Consider the following 18,151-nt stretch of genomic DNA (forward strand, 5'->3'; position numbering starts at 1 on the left):
TGATGATCCACCCACGGGCCGGGTGCCCGGTCGTCCCTCTGTCGGGGGAGGGATGAACGGGCGCCGGGGATACGCAGGGGGTATCCCGAGGTGCGGGGTGTGAGAAAGGGCCGGTCAGGGACGTGGGGACGTCCTGACCGGCCCTTTCCGTCGTTCTCGTGAGCAGCGGAGGACGGTTAGAGCCGAGGGTGCGCTCACGTGAGTTTCACGACATAAGAGCTCGGCGCCGGCCAATCTCTTACGGCTCACGACTCGCTAGACCCGCTCGAAGATCAGGTCGTGCGAGACCCGGCCTTCGACGTCGGCACGGTTCTCGAACTTCGTGACCGGCCGCCACTCCGGCCGCGGCGCCCAACCGCCGGGCTCGCCGGCATGACGGTTGCGCAGGAGCGGCTCGGCCGAGCAGACCTCCATCATCTGTTCGGCGTAGTTCTCCCAGTCGGTCGCCATGTGGAAGGTCCCGCCCGGCGCGAGCCGCGAGGCGATCAGCGACACGAACTCCGGCTGCACGATCCGCCGCTTGTGGTGCCGCTTCTTCGGCCACGGGTCCGGGAAGAACAGCCGGACCCCGGACAGCGAGCCCGGCTCGACATGCGAGGTCAGCAGCACGACGGCGTCACCGTGCATCAGCCGCAGGTTCTCCACCCCGAGCTTCTCGGCACGCAACATCAGCTGGCCGAGGCCCGGTTCGTACACCTCGACCGCGACGTAGTTGAGCTCCGGGGCGGCGGCCGCGAGCTGGGACGTGGTCTCGCCCATGCCCGAACCGATCTCCACCATGACCGGGGCCCGCCTGCCGAACCACCCGTCGAAGTCCACTGGGCCCTCGGGCAGTTCGCCGACGGTGCGGCCGAGCGACGGCCAGAGTTCGTCCCAGGCTCGTTGCTGCCCGACGGTCATCCGGCCGCCGCGGTTGACATAGCTGACCACGCTGCGCATCCGTGGCTGGTCCTCGTTTTCCACCCACCCATTAAACGTGGGGTTACCGGACCGCTTCGAACTCCCCCAGCCGCGAGCGCAGGCCCGCGAATCCGGCGACCGGGATCGGGGCCGGCGTCGTACTGGAATGGGCGGGGAGGACGTCGATCCAGCCGTCGTGACGGCTGGTGTTCAGCACGGTGGTCGGGATCGAAAGTCCGGACGCTCCACGTTCGGAAGGCATGAACTCCCAGTAACCGGATTCTCCGTCCGCGGCCCACGGGACGAATTCCCAACCTGGTCGCCTGCCGAGCAGGCCTGCGATGCGATCTTCGATGCGGAAACCGAGTTCCCGCGATTCGAGCCTGCCTTCCACGACGGCGCGAAGCCACCACGGCGCGGGAATTTCACCGTGCATTCCACTGGACGCGCGGTACAGCGCGACAACGAGATCTTCGGGTGCGCGGTGCACCCACGCGCGGCGGATATCGGATGGCCGCGTCGCGGACGCGACCGTGCGGGGCAGTTCGATCGCCTGTGACCATTCCAGGTCGAGCATGGGCTCGAGCCGGGGCTGCATACTTTCCGTGCGGGCTTGCGGGATCTTGCGTTCCACTCCCTGACCGGAATCCACCGTCAAGGATCACCTCCGGGGCCGAAGAGCCGAAATAGGCTCATCCCGAGCATCGCCCGGTCGGGAACAGTATGTCCGCTTCCTGTGAGAGAAGCCACAGCCTCTTAACGTGGACTTAACTCCTTTGGAGGCGGTAAAAGCTCACGCGTCACGGCGATGGGTGATCATCAGCCCGGCCGCATACACAATCACGCAGATGCCGCCGAAATAAGCCAAATAACCCCACGGCCCCAACGGCGGCTCGAGTTTCAACATCGCCACCGTGAGATCCGGTCCCGAAAACTGATTGGCCGCGAAGAACGGCATCCACTGGTAGATGTCGCCGCCCACTTTCGGAATCAGCACGACGAGGCCCTCGATCAGCTGCGTCCAGACCAGCGCGAACCCGAGGGCGAACGCGGGGTTGCGGAACAACAGGCCGAGACCGACGCCGAGCAGCCCGGTCAGGAGGAAGGTCAGGCCCTGGCCCGCCACCGCGCGCCAGTCGGCTCCCGAAGCGATGCCCAGGCCGGCGGCCGGTTCGATCAGATACGCGACCGCCCACGAGCCGAAGCCCACCAGCAGCCCGATCAGCCCCGAGAACACTCCGACGACGGCGCCCTTCGCCAGCAGTGCGGGCACCCGCGAGGGCACCGCCTGGAAGGTGAGCTTCATCGTGCCCCAGTTGAACTCCGTCGCCGCCGCGAGGATGGCGAGGACCAGCACCACGGTGCGGCCGAGCGCGCTGGCGACCTGGGTCGAGTTGACGCCCGTCTGGCCTTCGAGCGGTACGAAGCCGAAGAAGAGCGCGGTGTAGGCGAGCGCGACCACGACCGCGATCCCCGCGCACCACCAGGGCGCGCGGGTGCTCAGCAGTTTGATCCGTTCCGCGCGGAGCATGTTCGCCGCGGTCATCGGACGACCTCCGGAACCGGGCCGGTGCCGTATTCGACGGCTCCGGCGGTGAGCTGCATGTACGCCTGTTCGAGCGAGCCGGTGAGCGGCTTCAGCTCGTGGAGGGTCGCGCCGGCGGCGAACGCGAGTTCGCCGATGTCGTCGCTGTCCATTTCGGACACGATGAGCGCGCCGTCCTCCTCGCGGAATCCGGCGCCCTTCTCGGTCAGCGCCGTCCGCAGTTCGGGCAGCTGGGGGCTGCGGACCCGGACGCCGAGGCCCTTCGCCCGGCCGATGAAGTCCTCCATCGTGCCCTGGTAGATCAGCTTTCCCCGGCCGATCACGACGAGGTCCTGCGCGGTCTGCGCCATCTCCGGCAGCAGATGGCTGGACACGAACACGGTGCGGCCCTCGGCGGCGAGCGCGTGCATCAGCTGCCGGATCCACACGATGCCCTCGGGGTCGAGCCCGTTGACCGGCTCGTCGAACAGCAGCACGCGGGGGTCGCCCAGCAACGCCGTGGCGATCCCGAGCCGCTGCGACATCCCGAGCGAGAACTGCCCGGCCCGTTTGCGGGCGACCGAGTCCAGCCCGACCAGCCGGAGCACCTCGTCGACGCGCTTGTCCGGCAGGCCGTTGGTCGCGGCGATCCACCGGAGGTGCTCGCGCGCGGTGCGGCCGGGATGCCGCCAGGTGGCGTCGATCATGCCGCCGACCGTCCGAAGTGGATCATGCAGTTCGCGGTAGGCCTTGCCGTCGATCGTCACCGTGCCCGACGTCGGGTTGTCGAGCCCGAGCATCATCCGCATGGTGGTGGACTTCCCCGCCCCGTTGGGGCCGAGGAATCCCGTCACCCGCCCGACTTCGGCGGTGAAGGAAAGGTCGTCGACGGCGAGCTTGTCGCCGTAGCGTTTCGTGAGTCCGGTGGCCTCGATCATCAGCCCTCCCTCCGGTGGATTCCGACATTACGCGGGAAAGGACCGGGCTGCCCCCCGATTAGGCGGCCCGGTCCTTGTTCCCCTTTTTCTCCCCGGCCGGACGTCTCACTCCCCCGAGTGAGGCGTCCGGCTTTCCCCTGTGGAAGTCCTTACGCGTCGCGCTTGTTCGCGACGAACAGCGAGATGACCAGCAGCACCAGCGCGAAGCCCGCGAAGTAGGCCAGCGATCCGGCCTGGCTCAACGGTGCTTCCACCCTGGCGGGCCCCGAACCGGTGAGGAACCTGTCGGCGACACGGAACGGCATCCACTCGTAGATGTCCTTGCCGATCTTCGGGATGAGCTGGATCAGGTTCTCCACCGCGAGGGCGTAGATCAGCACGAGCGAAATGGCCCCGGCGCTGTGCCGGATCAGGATGCCGACGGCGATCGCGATCACCGAGGCGAGTGCGAACACCACGCCGACCCCGGCGACGCTGGTCCACTCCGCGGCGGTGTTCAGTGCGAGGTCTTCCGGCCGCATGACCGAGGCGAGGCCCCAGGCGCCGAACACGGCGATCTCGCCGACCACGAGCGACAAGATCGCGACGACGCCGGTCTTGGCCAGCAGCGCCGCGGTGCGGTTCGGCACGGCCTGGAAGGTGGTCCGGATGGTGCTGAAGCGGTATTCGGTGGTCACCGAAAGCGCGGCGAGCACCATGATCACGGCCATGCCGAAGCCGTAACCGAACTGGGTCAGGCTGACGTCGGTGAGTTCCCCTTCGGGTGCGGCACCGGAGACGATGGCGGCGAAACCGATCACGACCGCCAGTGCGGCCAGCGCGCACCACCAGGGTGAGCGTGTGGTGAACAGCTTGATGCGTTCCACGGCGAGCAGAGTCATGGCTTTTCTTTCCTCGGAAGGTGAGCGGCTACTGGGCGGCTGTGACCACTTCGGCGGCTTCGGCTTCGAGACCCGTGTGGTACTCGACCGAATCGCCGGTGATCTGCATGAAGGCCTGCTCCAGGGAGCCGGTCTGCGGGCTGAGCTCGTGCAGCACGATCTGGTTGGCCGCGGCGATCTCGCCGATCTTGTCACTGTCCATACCGGACACGACGAGCGACTTGTCGGCGTCGGTGACCTGTGCGCTCGCCTGCGCCAGCGCGGCGCGCAGCGCGGGCAGTTGCGGCGACCGGACCTTGACCGTGTTCTCGGCGGCCCGCGAGACGAAGTCCTCGGTGGAGGACTGGGAGATCAGCTGCCCCTTGCCGATCACGACCAGGTGGCTCGCGGTCAGCGCCATCTCCGAAAGCAGGTGCGAGGAAACGAATACCGTGCGGCCTTCGTCGGCGAGCCGGTGCATGAACTTCCGGATCCAGAGGATGCCCTCGGGGTCGAGGCCGTTCACGGGCTCGTCGAAGAGGAGGACCTCCGGGTCACCCAGCAACGCCGCCGCGATCCCCAGCCGCTGCGACATGCCGAGGGAGAAACCGCCGGCGCGCTTTCCGGCGACGCTGGTGAGCCCGACGGTCTCGAGTACCTCGTCGACCCGGCTCTCCGCGATCTTGTTGGACTTCGCCATCCACCGCAGATGCGACCGAGCCGACCGGTTGGGGTGCACCCACTTGGCGTCCAGCAGCGCGCCGACCGTCCGCAGCGGTTCCTTCAGCTCGCGGTACAGCTTGCCCCCGATGCGCACCTGGCCCGCGGTCGGATTGTCCAGGCCGAGGATCATCCGCATGGTCGTCGACTTGCCCGCCCCATTGGGGCCGAGGAATCCGGTGACCTCCCCGCCCGCGACGGAAAAGGACAGGTCGTTCACCGCCAGTGTCTTGCCGTACCGCTTGGTGAGGCCCACTGCCTCGATCATGTCTGCTCCCCTCGGCGACTGCGAAAACAATCGTCGTCCATGTGGGTGGTCGAGCGCGTCATCCTGAGGTGCCAACCTGATACCCGACCTGAGACGTAGCTTGCCGTCTCCAGGCGGCGTACGCGATCGGTGATCCCCCTGAGAATGACCCTGATTCGCCAGGGTTAATGAATCGTGGTTCAATAACCACATGGCGAGGCCTCGCACCATCACCGACGAACGACTGCTGACCGCGGCGGAGACCGTGATCGGCATGGTGGGCCCGGGTTTCACGCTCGCCCAGGTGGCGGCGGAAGCCGGGGTCGCGGTCGGCACCGTCGCCCAGCGATTCGGCTCGAAAAACGGCCTCTTGCAGGCATTGAGCCGGTTGAACACGCGGTCGGTCGTAGGGCGGATGCGGGACTGCGGCGAGCTCGCCGATCCCGTCGAGGCGCTGCGGGCGGCGGTCGTCGTGGTCTACGAGGGTCTGGGTACCCCGGAGACGGCGGCGAACCATCTCGGGCAGCTGGGGGTGGACATCGGGGAGCCGGAACTCCGTGCCCTGCTGGGTGAACATTTCACCGCCGTGGAGGCGGAATTGCGGCGGCTGACGCGCGTCGCGGCACGGGACCTGCCGGGCGCGCCCGGCGTCGTCCGTGCGGCGCGCGTGCTGCTGGGGGTGGCGAACGGGGCCGCGCTGGACTGGTCGATCCGGCCGAAGGGCCGAATCGCCGACCGGCTGGGGCAAGACGTGGACGCGGTGCTGACCGCATGGAAAGGAGTGTCCTGAATGGACCGGAAAGTGGCCGTGGTCACGGGGTCGACGCGGGGCTGTGGCCGCGCGATCGCGGTGGAACTGGGCAGGCTCGGCTGGACGGTGTTCGTCACCGGCCGCACGACGCGCGAACAGCGGTCGCCGATGAAGCGGTCGGAGACGATCGAAGACACCGCGGAACTCGTCGACGCGGTGGGCGGCCGGGGCATCCCCGTCCGGACCGACTTCACCGTCGTGTCCGATGTGGACGCCTTGAAGGCGCGTATCGAGTCCGAAGTGGACGGCCGGATCGACGTACTCGTCGACGACGTCTGGGGTGGCGACCCGTTCGCGGACTTCGAAGGGGCGTACTGGGACTCCAGCCTCGACGACGCGCTCACGCTGGTGCACAACGCGATCGACACGCACCTGATCGCGTTGCACCGGCTGCTTCCGCTGGTGGTGAAGCGGAAAGGCGGTCTCGTCATCGAGGTCACCGACGGCGACCACGACGAGTACGTCGGCGCGGGGATCCCGTACTTCCTCGCGAAATGCGGCATCCGCGCGATCGGCAGGGCGCTCGGCGCCGAACTGAAGAAGTACGACTGTGTCGGCATGACCGTCACGCCCGGCTTCCTGCGCTCGGAAGCCATGCTCGACCACTTCGGGGTCACCGAGGAGACGTGGCGTGACGCGGTCGGCAAGACGGCGCCGGTCGACTTCGCCATCTCGGAGACCCCGGCGTTGCTCGGGCGAGGTGTCGCGAAGCTGGCGACCGACGCGGAGGTCTCGCGGTTCGCGGGCAAGACGCTCGCGTCGTGGACGCTGATGAACGAGTACGGCCTGACCGACGTCGACGGCTCACGCCCCGACTTCGGCAAGTGGATGGCCGAAGTCCGGGACGCGGGCAAGGATGCGGAGACGGCGGACCACGCCCTGTACCGCTGAGAGCGTGCTGGCGGGCCCGATTTGGGCGGTTTTGCGAGGGGTCGTGAGTGGTAAAGAGGGTTAGAACGCTACTTGCCACTCACGACCCCCGCCGAAAACCGCACATGTAGTCACAAAGTAGACATTTGCCGCCAGTGGCTCCCGTCGACCGTCCGGAACAATGCCGTGAGGGCCTCCTTCCCTACTCTCAAGGTAGGGAAGGAGGCCCTCACGGCATGGCACGTTGGCCTTGCCTTCACGGCTACTTCGTTCCGGCCAGCACGTCCAGGTAGTGCTGGTTGAACATGACGCCGAGGACGTTGCCGAAGGGGTCGACGACGGCCGCGGTCACGAAGCCCGGCCCGCGCTCGATGATCGGCTCGTACTCCTTCGCGCCCTTCTCGAGCAGCTTCGCGAAGGCGTCCTCGACGTTGTCGACGGCCCAGTTCGCGATGGCTCCGCCAGGACCGGGCTGGGCCAGCGGCGGCCGGTAGTCGCCCCGGACCACGCCGAACTCGTGCTGGTAGTCGCCGATCCGGAACTCGACGTAGGCCGGAGCGCCGTCGGGACCGTTGCGGACGAAGTACGGCTCGATCCCGAAGAGATCGGAGTACCACTCGATCGCGGCGGCCATGTCGTCGGCGTAGAACGTGGTGGTGGTGAGACCTCGCAGCATTTCCTTCTCCTCCATCAAGTGGCTCTGGAGACAAGGATCCACCGCAAAGTGCTCACCGAATGACCACTTTTCCGCAGAGATCGCCTCAGCTGACCCCGGGGCGCGCCAGACCGGTCTCGTAGGCGAGCACCACGGCCTGCACCCGGTCGCGCAGGTCGAGCTTCGACAGGATCCGCCCGACGTGCGTCTTCACCGTCGCCTCGGACAGGAACAGCGTCTCGGCGATCTCCAGGTTCGAGAGGCCCTTCGCGATCAGCACGAGCACCTCACGCTCCCGTTCGGTGAGGACGTCGAGTTCGGCCGCGTCCCGCATCGGCTTCCCGCCGGCGCCGACGAAGCGGTCGAGCAGCCGCCTGGTCACCGAAGGCGAGACCACGGCGTCGCCCGAAGCGACCGCCCGCAGCGCCGACACCAGGTGATCCGGCTGGGTGTCCTTCAGCAGGAACCCGCTCGCGCCGCCCTGCAACGCCGAATAGACGTACTCGTCCAGGTCGAACGTCGTCATCACGAGCACCCGCGCCGTTCCGGCCTCGACGATCCGTTTCGTCGCCTCGACCCCGTCCAGCACCGGCATCCGGACGTCCATCAGCACGACGTCCGGCCGCAGTTCCTCGGCGAGGCGGATGGCCTGCGCCCCGTCGCCGGCCTCGCCGACCACCTCGATGTCGGCCTGCGCGCCCAGGACCATCCGGAACCCGACGCGCATCAATTCCTGGTCGTCGACGACCACCACCCGTATCACGTCGCCAACCTAACCGGGAGCCTCGCGTGCACCTGCCACCCTCCACCGGGAGCGGGTCCGACCTCCAGCGTGCCGCCGAAGACGTTCGCCCGTTCCTTCATTCCGATCAATCCGTTCCCACCGGGGACGGTGAGTCTCCGCGGCCCCGACGGCGCGCCGTGCGACCCCGTCTTCGTCGCGGCGGGTACCAGCTGTTTCGCGCGGCCGGCGCCGTCGTCGGTGATCCGGACGTCGATCATCTCGGCCTCGCGGCGCACCAGCACTTCCGCCTGCGCGCCCTGTCCGGCGTGTTTCAGCGTGTTCGTCAGCGACTCCTGGACGATCCGGTACACGCCGAGCGAGACACCGGCGGGCAGCCCGGCCAGCGCGTCGGAACCGATCGCCAGTGTCACCGGCACACCGGCCTGGCGGATCCGGTCCGCGAGGTCGGTCAGCGCGCTGGCGTCCGGCTGCGGCACCCGCGGCTCGTCGTCGCCGTCACTGCGGAGCACGTCCAGCAGCCGCCGCAGCTCGGCGAGCGCGCCGCGGCCCGTTTCCGAAATCGTCTGCAAGGCCCGTTTCGCCATCTCGGGATTCCCGTCGACCGCGTAGGACGCGCCGTCGGCCTGCACGACCATCACGCTCACCGCGTGCGCGACGACGTCGTGCAGCTCACGGGCGATCCGGCCGCGTTCCTCACCGACGGCGATCCTGGTCGCCTGGTCTCGTTCCGTCTCAAGCAGATGCAACCTGGCTTCCACCTCCTCGTGATAGGCGCGCCTCGCGCCGGCGAACTCGCCGAGCGTCCAGCACAGTGCGCTGGAGAAGATGCCGATGATCGCCAGCACCCACACGTCCTCCGGCGGGTCGGCCCACAGCTGGAGCCCTGAGGTGACCAGCGTCGCCAGCAGATACAGCAGTCCCTGTTTGCGTCCGACGTAGACCAGCACCGAGTAGATGCTGATCATCACCGCGAACGCGCTGGCCGCGCCCAGCTCCAGCGCCCCGTGCGGGATGCCGATCAGCAGCACCAGATACGCCGACCACAGCGTCGCCTTCCGCCGGAAGACCAGCGGCGCGACCATCGCGATGTCCAGCGGCACCGCCACGTACCAGGGCGGCATCGACGGCACTTCCGGCGTCTCGGCGGCGGCGACGTAAAGCAGCAGGTCGGTCAGCAGCAGGATGACGGCGATGGAACTGTCCCCCGCCATGGGGTGGGCACGCATCCAGAGGCTCAACCGTCGCACCTGGTAACACTATGTCGGCCTGTGCCGTCCGCGCGTCGGTCGCCGGTACCACCTTCGGTGCGACCCGAGGATGAGCGGCATGGCACGATTCTCCTCGGCAGGCTCGACGACTGGGAGGGGCAGAGCGCCGTGACGTCACCTTCGGAGCAGGGACGGCTCGCCGGTCCGCTGTCGATGTCGGTGGCCAATCTCTGCCATCGTCTGCAACCGCAGGTGTCCGCGCGGACCGCCGTCGGCTTCGCCGAAGTGCTGCGCAGGCTGGGCGGACCGCTGCAGGTCGCCGTCGCGGGCCGGATCAAATCGGGTAAGTCCACCCTGGTCAACGCCCTGATCGGGCGCCGGGTCGCGCCGACCGACGTCGGCGAGTGCACGCGACTGGTGACCAGGTTCCAGTACGGCACCGTCGACCGCGTCGAGATCGTCTTCAACGACGGCCGCAAACAGGTGCTGCCCTTCTCCGCCGACGGGATGATCCCGGCGGAGCTGGGCATCGACATCGACAAGGTCTCGCATATCGAGGCGTACCTCACCAACGCGGTCCTGCAGGGCATGACCGTCATCGACACGCCCGGCCTCGGCTCGCTCGACGCCGCCTCGGTGTCGCGGACCGAGGAGCTGCTGGGCGCGGCGAAGCACCGCAAGCCCGACGGTGACGAGGACGAGGACGAAGAAGAAGGCTCCGACGAGCTGGACGACACCTCGCGCAACGCCGTCGCCGGTGCCGAAGCCGTGCTTTACGTCGTCACGCAGGGCGTCCGCGCCGACGACCAGCAGGCCTTGGCCGCGTTCACGGCCGCGACCGCGAGCCGCGAGGCGGGTCCGGTCAACGCGATCGCCGTGCTCAACAAGGCGGACACCATCGCGCCGGAGTCGGTCGAAGGCTCGGGCGGCGACGTGTGGAAGGCCGCCACGCTCCTGTCGGAGAAGCAGGCCTCGACGCTGAAACCCCGCGTCGCGGACGTGCTGCCGGTGATCGGGCTGATCGCGGAGTCGGCCGAGTCCGGCGGCTTCACCTCCCCTGACGCCGAAGCACTGCGCCAGCTGGCCGAGATGGACGACGACATCCTCGAGACCATGCTGATCTCGGCGGACATCTTCACCAGCTGGGAATGCGACGTCGCGGCGGGCACCCGGCTGCGGCTGCTGGAGAAACTGGACCTGTTCGGCGTCCGGTACGCGGTCGAGGCGATCCGCAAGGAACCCGAGATCACCGCGGGCTCGCTGCGGCGGAAGCTGCTCGACGCCTCCGGGCTCGAAGCCGTCCGCCAGCGGCTGAGCATCGTCTTCGCCGCCCGCGCCGACGGCATCAAGGCCGCCGCCGCGCTGGCTTCGGTCACCGCGCTGGCCCACGCTTCCGGCGACCCGGCCGAACGGCAGCGCGTCCACGACGCGATCGAGGTCCTGCTCGCCAAGCCCGAGGCACACCAGCTCCGGCTGCTCGAAGCGCTCACGCTGGTCGCTTCCGGCGCGGTCGACATGCCCGAGGACCTGTCCGAGGAGGTCCTGCGGGTCGGCAGCAACGCCGACATCGGCGCGCAGCTCGGCAAGCCGGGTGCTCCGCGCGCCGAGCTGGCGGCTCACGCCCTGGAACGCGCCGGCTGGTGGCGGTCCTTCGCGTCCTTCGGCGCGACGCCCGCCCAGAGCCGCGTCGCGCACGTCGTGCACCGGGCGTACTTCCTCATCTGGCAGCAGATCCGCGACTGACCTCCCGCATTTAGTCCTCTGGATGCGGTCCTTGCACGCGCAACTACCGCATCCAGAGGACTAAACGCGCCCCGAGATTGATAAACCGAGCGCTCGGTCTAATAATGGGCGCATGGAAACGATCGTCGACGAGCCCCAGTGGCTGCGCACGGCCTCCTGGCTCGGCTGTCCGCTGGCAGGCGCCGCGCTCGGCTGGTTCCTCCAGTCGATTTCGGGCTGGGTGGCGTCCTTGAGCTGGGTCCCGTTCAAGGGCCCCTTCCAGCTCGTCTCGGATATGCCGCGGCCATGGGGCATGGTCACCGGGATCGGTGTCGGCCTGGTGCTCGGCCTGTTCTTCGCCGCGGTCTGGGCGCACGAAAGGCTGATCGTCAAGGTGACGCCGACTCGCATCACGCTGACCACCAAGGGCCGCAGCCGCGCCTACGAAGCCCGGCTCGAGGCCGTGTTCCTCGACGGCAAGGAGCTGGTCCTGCTCGCCGCGGACGGCCGTGAACTGGTGCGGCAGAAGGCCGACGTCGACCGCGAAGCCGTCGCCAAGGCCTTCCTCGACCACGGCTACCCGTGGCAAGACGAGCCGCCGGCGGTGAAATGAGGACGGTCGACCCGGCCAAACACGAGGCGAAACGCCGCGCCATCCTCGACGCCGCCGCGGGCTGTTTCGCGATGAAGGGCTTCGAGAAGACCACGACGGCGGAGATCTGCCGCGCGGCGGGGATCAGCACCGGCAGCCTGTTCCACTACTTCCCGAACAAACGCGCGGTCTTCGTCGGCATCTTCGAGCAGGACGGCGACGAGACCGCGGCCCTGCTCGCGGCCGCCGGGGAGATCGAGGATCCGTGGGAGGCCATCCTCCACGTCATCACGTATGTGTCGGAGCAACTCCTGCAGCCTCTCGCGGCCAAACTCGTCCTCGAGGTCGCCGCGCAGTGTTCCCGCGACGCCGATCTGGCCAGGCTCGTCCAGGGCAACGACCGTGCCCTCCGTGACGGGTTGACCGACCTCGTGACGGGGGCGATGGAAGCGGGCCGGATCGATCCCGGACTCGATGCGAAGACGGTGGCGAGCTGGCTGGTCGCGTTGGTCGACGCACCGCTTTCACGCGTGATTCTGGAGCCGGACCTCGATCCGAAAGCGGAACTCGCGGTGATGAAGGAGCTGATCACCAGATTCCTTCGTCCCGTTCTGTCGATTTCGCCCCCGGCCGACGGGCGATTGGTCGACACTGGTGGAATCTCCCCGGGCTGATCAGCAGGCCCGGGACACCAGTTACGGGGGTCGATTCGGGTGGGTGCTTGGCTGCGCAAGAAGGCGGTCGACGAGGTGGACCCGGACGAAGTGCCGACCGGCCAGATTTCGGCGGCGATCATCGCCGAGGCGGATGGCGTGACTTCGCCGCCCGAGGGAACCGTGGCCGTCGAAGCCGCGTCGAAGACCGATGTGGAGTCCACGACCACGGGTCCGGCCGACCTCGAACAGGCTCTCGCCGACCGGCAGGCGCTGATCCAGCTCTGCCTGTACGCCCTCGATCGCGCCCGCAGCGGCGGCGTCGTCGAGCGGCTGGAACACGGTCTCGCCGGGATCGGTGTCCGTGCCCTGCGCCCGGACGGTGAGCGGTTCGACCCCGCCGTGCACGAGGCGGGCGGCGCGGTCGCGACCGAGGATCCGGCGCTCGAAGGGCTCGTCGCGGAGACCGAGGTCGTCGGGTTCGCCGATCACGACCGGGTCTTGCGCGCGCCGATCGTCATCGTCTACGCGAAGAAGGCCCAGTGACCGCTCCGAGCGCGGCGACCAATCTCCCGGCGGTCGTGAAGAGCACGCGCGAGCAGCTGCTCACCGTCGTCCGCGAAGCCGATCCTCAGGCCGCGAAATGGGTCGAGGACATCCGGAAGGCGCGGCCGAAGAAGCCGTCGGTCGTGGTGGTCGGCGAGACCAACCGCGGCAAGAGCTCGCTCGTGAACGCGCTCCTGTCCATGCCGGGACTGTCCCCTGTGGACGCAGACGTCGCCACGGCGACGTATCTGGTCTTCGAGCACGCCGAGCAGTGGTCCGCGCAGGCCTGCTACCCGGGCCAGCTGGCGTCGGTGCCGATCAACCTCAACGACCTGATCCACTGGGTTTCGGCCGCGCACGAACTGCCGGAAGGGCAGATCCCGCCGCGTTACGTCGAGGTCTCCGGTCCGGTCCCGCTGCTCGAACGAGTGTCCATTGTGGATACCCCGGGCGTCGGCGGGCTCGACTCGATGCACGGCGAACTGGCGAAGGAGGCCGCCGCGGGCGCCACCGCGCTGCTGTTCGTCGTCGACGCCTCCTCGCCGTTCACCGCGCAGGAGCTGCACTTCCTGCAGGACATGGGCGAGCGCGTCGAAACCGTGCTGTTCGCGCTGACCAAGACCGACCAGTTCCGCGGCTGGCGCGAGGTTCTCGAAGCCGACCGGCGGCTGCTCGCCGAGCACGCTCCCCGGTTCGCCGACGCGGTGTTCCATCCGGTTTCCGCGCGGATGTTCGAGACGGCGGCCAAGGCCCCGAACGAGCAGATGGCCATGATGCTGCGGGAAAAGGCCGGGATCGGCGCACTGCAGGGCGCGTTGCAGGAGATGCTGGTCGGTCGCTCGGCGATGCTGGGCGAGGCCAACACCCTGCGGGCGCTGTCGAGTGCCCTCGGCGAGCTCAAGGCGAAGTTGCAGGCGGAAAGCCGTGCGCTGTCCGCCGGCGAGGCCGAGGCGGAGCAGCTCCGCCAGCGCCGCGACGACCTGACCACCGAACGGCGCTCGTCGACCCGGGGCTGGCAGCTGAAACTGCGCGCGGAGATCCAGCGGACCCGCGTCGAGGTCGGACACGAGACCAGCAGGCAGATGCGCGACGCGTCGACGCATTTCCGGCAGCAGATCGACGGCGCGAAACGGGACGCCCTCGCCGCGCTGCCCCAGCAGGTCGACATCGCGTTGCAGACGACGTCGCAGCGGATCTCGATGCTGCTCTCCCAGCGGCTCAATCAGGTCACCAACGTCGCGCTTTCGGAGCTTTTCTCGGCCGAAGAGCTCGCCATCATCCGCGGTCAGTTCGCCAGGGCGGGCGGCCCGCCGGTCGTGCTTCGCCCGCCGGACAAGAAACCGCCGACGGCCGAGGACAAACTGCTCATCTTCATGGGCGTTTCCGGTGGTCTCGGTGCCGGGAAGGTCGCCGCGCTGCCGCTGGCCGGCGTCGCGATCCTGAACCCGGTGATCCTGCCCGCCACGATCATCATCGGCCTCGGCGCCGGCTGGTGGATGGCACGCACCCGCAAACACGCCTCGGACAAGCAGCATATGAAGCAGTGGCTGGTCGAGGCGATCGCGGACGCGCGTTCCACGCTGGACCAGCTCGTCGCGGAGCAGCTGATCGAGGCCGAACAGCAGCTGTCGATGGCGCTCGACGAAGCCCTCGGCCGCCGCATCGACGCGATCGAGGCGGAGCTGAAGGAAGTCGACAAGACGATCAAGATGGGCGCGCAGGAACGGGCGAAGAAGATCTCGGTCGTCGCGAAGCGCCTGAAGGACGTCTCGGACGGTCGCGATCGCGCTGAGGCACTGCTCGGTCGCATTCGGTCACTGCGCGACGCCTGACCAGGGTGGTCCTGTTGTGGACCGGAACCGAACCGGCCTACGGTGAGTCCTAAGCTTCGACACACCAGCAGGTCAACGAGGGGGTTATCCCATGTGGGTCGACGAGAGCGGCGGCACGGACACCGAGGCGGGCTCCACGGAGGCGGTCACGGTCCACGTTGACGGCGAGGAGTACCAGGCCGAGCTCAACTACGACCTCGACAAGGACGGCGTCAACGACGCCGCGGTCATCCAGCACGAAGACGGCACCGGCCAGGCGTTCGTCGACACCGACGGCGACGGCGAGGCCGACCAGTACGCGGTGCTGGACGAGAACGGCAAGGTCGTCCAGGAAGCCGTCTACGACGAGGCGTCCGGCGCCTGGGTCGAGGCCGGTGGCGGTAGCGACGACGGCGGTTCCGACGCGGGCACCAGCGGCACCATGCACGCCGACATGCCCAGCGGCGACGTCGAGATCGGCCCGCCGACGATCGACACGAACGGTGACGGGACTCCCGACACCGCCGTCGTCACGACGGAGGACGGCCGCACGATCGCCTTCACCGACAAGGACGGCGACGGCAACGCCGACATCGCGGTGGAGACCGACGCCTCCGGCAACTCCAAGACCTACGAGCACACCGGCCCCGGCCAGTGGACCGAGGTCAGCAGCGGCGTGGTCAACGACGACATCGGCTCGGCCTTCGCGAGCACTCCGGCCGCCGTCGATGGCGACCCCGCGGGTGACGCGGCGTGGGGTGGCGCGGGCACCGAAACACTCGAAGGTGTGGCGAAGATCGATTCTTCGACCGGCCAGTGGATCAGCCTCAACTGATTCCGGAAATGGTTTAAACCACCGCTAGAATGGTCTAGGCCATTTTAATAGCCGAATTCGTGTAATCCTGGTCACAGAGCAGCCCGGTACGAGACCTCGTGCCGGGCTTTCTCATGTCCGATTCGCCCCGTCACCGTGCTGTCGATCACCGGAAGAATTTCTGCGTATGGCCCATTCCGGTGATACTGAATCGATTCCCTTATCGTTCTTGTGAGAGAACCGACAGGTCAGCTCTCGGTTACCTGCCGGTCATCCGGCTACTCTCGGGGAATCCCAAAACCTGCACACCGGCCTTCCCGCCGGTGTGCGAAGCCATTCGGTCGCCGGCATCGAAGCCCGCATCGGAACAGCGTCGTTCCCGGTGTGGGCTTCTGCCGTCGGAAGTCAGGAGTAGAGATGACCGCAGTCGCCATCCCCGGACTGGAAAATGCGCCGACGACGCACAGTGGCGTGCTGTCCTGGGTCCGGGAGGTCGCCGAACTGACCACTCCGGACCGCGTGGTGTGGGTCGACGGGTCCGACGAAGAGGCCGCGCGCATCAACGCCGAGCTGGTCTCCGCCGGCACGTTCGTGCAGCTCGACGCGAAGCCCAACTCGTACTGGGCCGCTTCCGACCCGAATGACGTCGCCCGCGTCGAAGAGCGCACCTTCATCTGTTCGGAGAACGAAGACGACGCCGGTCCCACCAACAACTGGATGGACCCGGCCGAGATGAAGGCCACGATGACGGAGCTGTACCGCGGCTGCATGCGCGGTCGCACGATGTACGTCATCCCCTTCTGCATGGGCCCCCTCGGCGCCGAAGACCCCAAGCTCGGCATCGAGATCACCGACTTCGCCTACGTCGTCGCCTCCATGCGCGTGATGACCCGCGCCGGCAAGGCCGCGCTGGACAAGTTCGTCACCGAGGACGGCACCGAGCGCGCGTTCGTCCCCGCCCTGCACTCCGTCGGCGCGCCGCTGGAGCCGGGTCAGGAGGACGTCTCCTGGCCGTGCAACACCACCAAGTACATCTCGCACTTCCCCGAGACCCGCGAGATCTGGAGCTACGGCTCCGGCTACGGCGGCAACTCGCTGCTGGGCAAGAAGTGCTACTCGCTGCGCATCGGCTCGGTCATCGCCCGCGACGAGGGCTGGCTGGCCGAGCACATGCTGATCCTCAAGCTGATCTCGCCCGAGGACAAGGTCCACTACGTCGCGGCGGCGTTCCCGAGCGCCTGCGGCAAGACCAACCTCGCCATGCTGCAGCCGACCATCCCCGGCTGGCGCGCCGAGACCCTCGGTGACGACATCGCGTGGATGCGGTTCGGCGAGGACGGCCGCCTGTACGCGGTGAACCCCGAGTTCGGCTTCTTCGGCGTCGCGCCGGGCACCGACTGGCACACCAACCCCAACGCGATGCGCACCATCGAAAAGGGCAACACGGTCTACACGAACGTCGCGCTCACCGACGACGGCGACGTCTGGTGGGAGGGCATGGGCGAGAAGCCCGCGCACGCCACCTCCTGGAAGAAGCAGGACTGGACGCCGGAGTCGGAAGAGAAGGCCGCGCACCCGAACTCGCGCTACTGCACGCCGATGTCGCAGTGCCCGATCCTCGCGCCCGAGTGGGACGACCCGCAGGGCGTGCCGATCTCGGCGATCCTGTTCGGCGGCCGCCGCAAGACCACGGTCCCGCTGGTGAACGAGGCCCGCGACTGGCAGCACGGCGTGTTCATGGGCGCCACCATGTCGTCGGAGACCACCGCGGCCGCCGCCGGCGCGGTCGGCAACGTGCGCCGCGACCCGATGGCCATGCTGCCGTTCCTCGGCTACCACGCCGGTGACTACTTCAAGCACTGGCTGGACCTCGGCAAGAACGCCGACGCGGACAAGCTGCCGAAGATCTTCTACGTCAACTGGTTCCGCCGCGGCGACGACGGCCGCTTCCTGTGGCCGGGCTTCGGCGAGAACTCGCGGATCCTGAAGTGGGTCATCGAGCGCGTCGAGGGCAAGGGCAACGCGAACGAGACCCCGGTCGGCTTCGTGCCGAAGGCCGAGGACCTCGACACCGAGGGCCTCAAGGAGCCGCTGGCCGACATCCAGGCCGCGCTGGACGTCTCCGCCGACGAGTGGCGCCAGGAACTGCCGCTCATCGAGGAGTGGTTCGAGAAGATCGGCGACAAGGTCCCGGCTTCGCTGCGTGACGAGCTGGACGCACTGAAGCAGCGTCTCGGCTGATCGACTGAACGACATCGGCGTCACTCGACTGCTCTGTGTGTGCGTGACGGAGGAACGGTGCCGAGGCACACTCGCGACGATGTAGGAATCGGGACACTGAACGTCCCGATTCCTACATCGTCAGCGCCGGGGACAGGTCAGGCGTGGGTAGGCGAATACTGCCTCACCTGCCCCACAGACCATCCGGTTCACGCGGTGCTGGTGCTGTGTCACATCAGGCGTCGCGAAAGTGGCTTTCGCGACACGCCACCGTTGTGAGCCTCATCCTCGGAGTCATTCCCGGGGATGAGGCC

At 68.0% G+C, this 18,151-nt stretch carries 18 protein-coding genes; 9 read left to right on the forward strand and 9 right to left on the reverse strand.

Translation table 11 applies throughout. From position 1 onward, the window contains the following. Positions 1-255 precede the first annotated feature (255 nt). From trmB to DMH03_RS04965, 6 genes are all read right to left on the reverse strand, one after another. Complete coding sequence (gene trmB, locus DMH03_RS04940) at positions 256-939, reverse strand: tRNA (guanosine(46)-N7)-methyltransferase TrmB (protein ID WP_233611374.1); 684 nt, start codon at positions 937-939, stop codon at positions 256-258. 43 nt (positions 940-982) lie between these two features. Next, positions 983-1,534 (reverse strand): hypothetical protein, encoded by a 552-nt coding sequence (locus DMH03_RS04945; protein ID WP_125791548.1) that lies wholly within the window; start codon positions 1,532-1,534, stop codon positions 983-985. 159 nt (positions 1,535-1,693) lie between these two features. After that, a complete protein-coding gene (locus DMH03_RS04950; RefSeq protein ID WP_125790771.1) occupies positions 1,694-2,446 on the reverse strand; it encodes a hypothetical protein in 753 nt (250 codons plus the stop codon). Next, positions 2,443-3,363, reverse strand: a complete 921-nt coding sequence (locus DMH03_RS04955; protein WP_125790772.1) for an ABC transporter ATP-binding protein — start codon at positions 3,361-3,363, stop codon at positions 2,443-2,445. The genes DMH03_RS04950 and DMH03_RS04955 overlap by 4 nt, the downstream gene beginning before the upstream one ends. 149 nt (positions 3,364-3,512) lie before the next feature. After that, positions 3,513-4,244, reverse strand: coding sequence for an ABC transporter permease (locus DMH03_RS04960; protein ID WP_125790773.1), 732 nt, complete (start codon positions 4,242-4,244; stop codon positions 3,513-3,515). Between the two features lie 28 nt (positions 4,245-4,272). Further along, entirely contained in the window at positions 4,273-5,211 is a 939-nt protein-coding gene (locus tag DMH03_RS04965; RefSeq protein ID WP_125790774.1) for an ABC transporter ATP-binding protein, read from the reverse strand. Positions 5,212-5,401: 190 nt separating this feature from the next. Between DMH03_RS04965 and DMH03_RS04970 the strand changes: the two genes are divergently transcribed. Continuing rightward, positions 5,402-5,980 (forward strand): TetR/AcrR family transcriptional regulator, encoded by a 579-nt coding sequence (locus tag DMH03_RS04970; protein WP_125790775.1) that lies wholly within the window; start codon positions 5,402-5,404, stop codon positions 5,978-5,980. Then, on the forward strand, positions 5,981-6,892 hold the full coding sequence (locus tag DMH03_RS04975) for an SDR family NAD(P)-dependent oxidoreductase (protein WP_125790776.1): 912 nt from the start codon (positions 5,981-5,983) through the stop codon (positions 6,890-6,892). It abuts the gene before it with no gap. A gap of 241 nt (positions 6,893-7,133) precedes the next feature. Here the strand turns inward: DMH03_RS04975 and DMH03_RS04980 are convergent, their stop codons facing one another. The 3 genes from DMH03_RS04980 to DMH03_RS04990 all read right to left on the reverse strand — a co-directional run bounded on the left by DMH03_RS04980 (position 7,134) and on the right by DMH03_RS04990 (position 9,482). After that, positions 7,134-7,547: a VOC family protein gene (locus DMH03_RS04980; protein ID WP_125790777.1), complete on the reverse strand. Its 414-nt coding sequence runs from the start codon at positions 7,545-7,547 to the stop codon at positions 7,134-7,136. 85 nt (positions 7,548-7,632) lie between these two features. Then, a complete protein-coding gene (locus DMH03_RS04985; protein WP_125790778.1) occupies positions 7,633-8,289 on the reverse strand; it encodes a response regulator transcription factor in 657 nt (218 codons plus the stop codon). Then, positions 8,286-9,482: a sensor histidine kinase gene (locus tag DMH03_RS04990; protein WP_125791549.1), complete on the reverse strand. Its 1,197-nt coding sequence runs from the start codon at positions 9,480-9,482 to the stop codon at positions 8,286-8,288. The genes DMH03_RS04985 and DMH03_RS04990 overlap by 4 nt, the downstream gene beginning before the upstream one ends. Before the next feature lie 165 nt (positions 9,483-9,647). On the opposite strand from DMH03_RS04990, the gene DMH03_RS04995 reads away from it, so the two are divergent. From DMH03_RS04995 to DMH03_RS05025, 7 genes are all read left to right on the forward strand, one after another. After that, positions 9,648-11,222 carry a dynamin family protein gene (locus DMH03_RS04995; protein ID WP_125791550.1) on the forward strand — a complete coding sequence of 525 codons (1,575 nt, stop codon included), beginning with the start codon at positions 9,648-9,650 and terminating at the stop codon, positions 11,220-11,222. 112 nt (positions 11,223-11,334) lie between these two features. Beyond that, positions 11,335-11,814, forward strand: coding sequence for a hypothetical protein (locus tag DMH03_RS05000; RefSeq protein WP_125790779.1), 480 nt, complete (start codon positions 11,335-11,337; stop codon positions 11,812-11,814). Then, positions 11,811-12,467, forward strand: a complete 657-nt coding sequence (locus tag DMH03_RS05005) for a TetR/AcrR family transcriptional regulator (RefSeq protein WP_125790780.1) — start codon at positions 11,811-11,813, stop codon at positions 12,465-12,467. Before DMH03_RS05000 ends, DMH03_RS05005 begins: the two co-directional genes overlap by 4 nt. Positions 12,468-12,506: 39 nt before the next feature. After that, entirely contained in the window at positions 12,507-12,992 is a 486-nt protein-coding gene (gene grpE, locus DMH03_RS05010; RefSeq protein ID WP_125790781.1) for a nucleotide exchange factor GrpE, read from the forward strand. Continuing rightward, positions 12,989-14,824 (forward strand): dynamin family protein, encoded by a 1,836-nt coding sequence (locus DMH03_RS05015; RefSeq protein ID WP_125790782.1) that lies wholly within the window; start codon positions 12,989-12,991, stop codon positions 14,822-14,824. Before grpE ends, DMH03_RS05015 begins: the two co-directional genes overlap by 4 nt. A gap of 91 nt (positions 14,825-14,915) precedes the next feature. After that, the gene (locus DMH03_RS05020) at positions 14,916-15,638 is read left to right on the forward strand and encodes a DUF6802 family protein (protein WP_125790783.1); all 723 of its coding nucleotides are present in this window, start codon (positions 14,916-14,918) and stop codon (positions 15,636-15,638) included. Positions 15,639-16,034: 396 nt separating this feature from the next. Further along, positions 16,035-17,858, forward strand: a complete 1,824-nt coding sequence (locus DMH03_RS05025; protein ID WP_125790784.1) for a phosphoenolpyruvate carboxykinase (GTP) — start codon at positions 16,035-16,037, stop codon at positions 17,856-17,858. The last annotated feature ends 293 nt before the right edge of the window (positions 17,859-18,151 follow it).

The sequence above is a fragment of the Amycolatopsis sp. WAC 01376 genome, from assembly GCF_003947415.1.
Taxonomy (GTDB): domain Bacteria; phylum Actinomycetota; class Actinomycetes; order Mycobacteriales; family Pseudonocardiaceae; genus Amycolatopsis.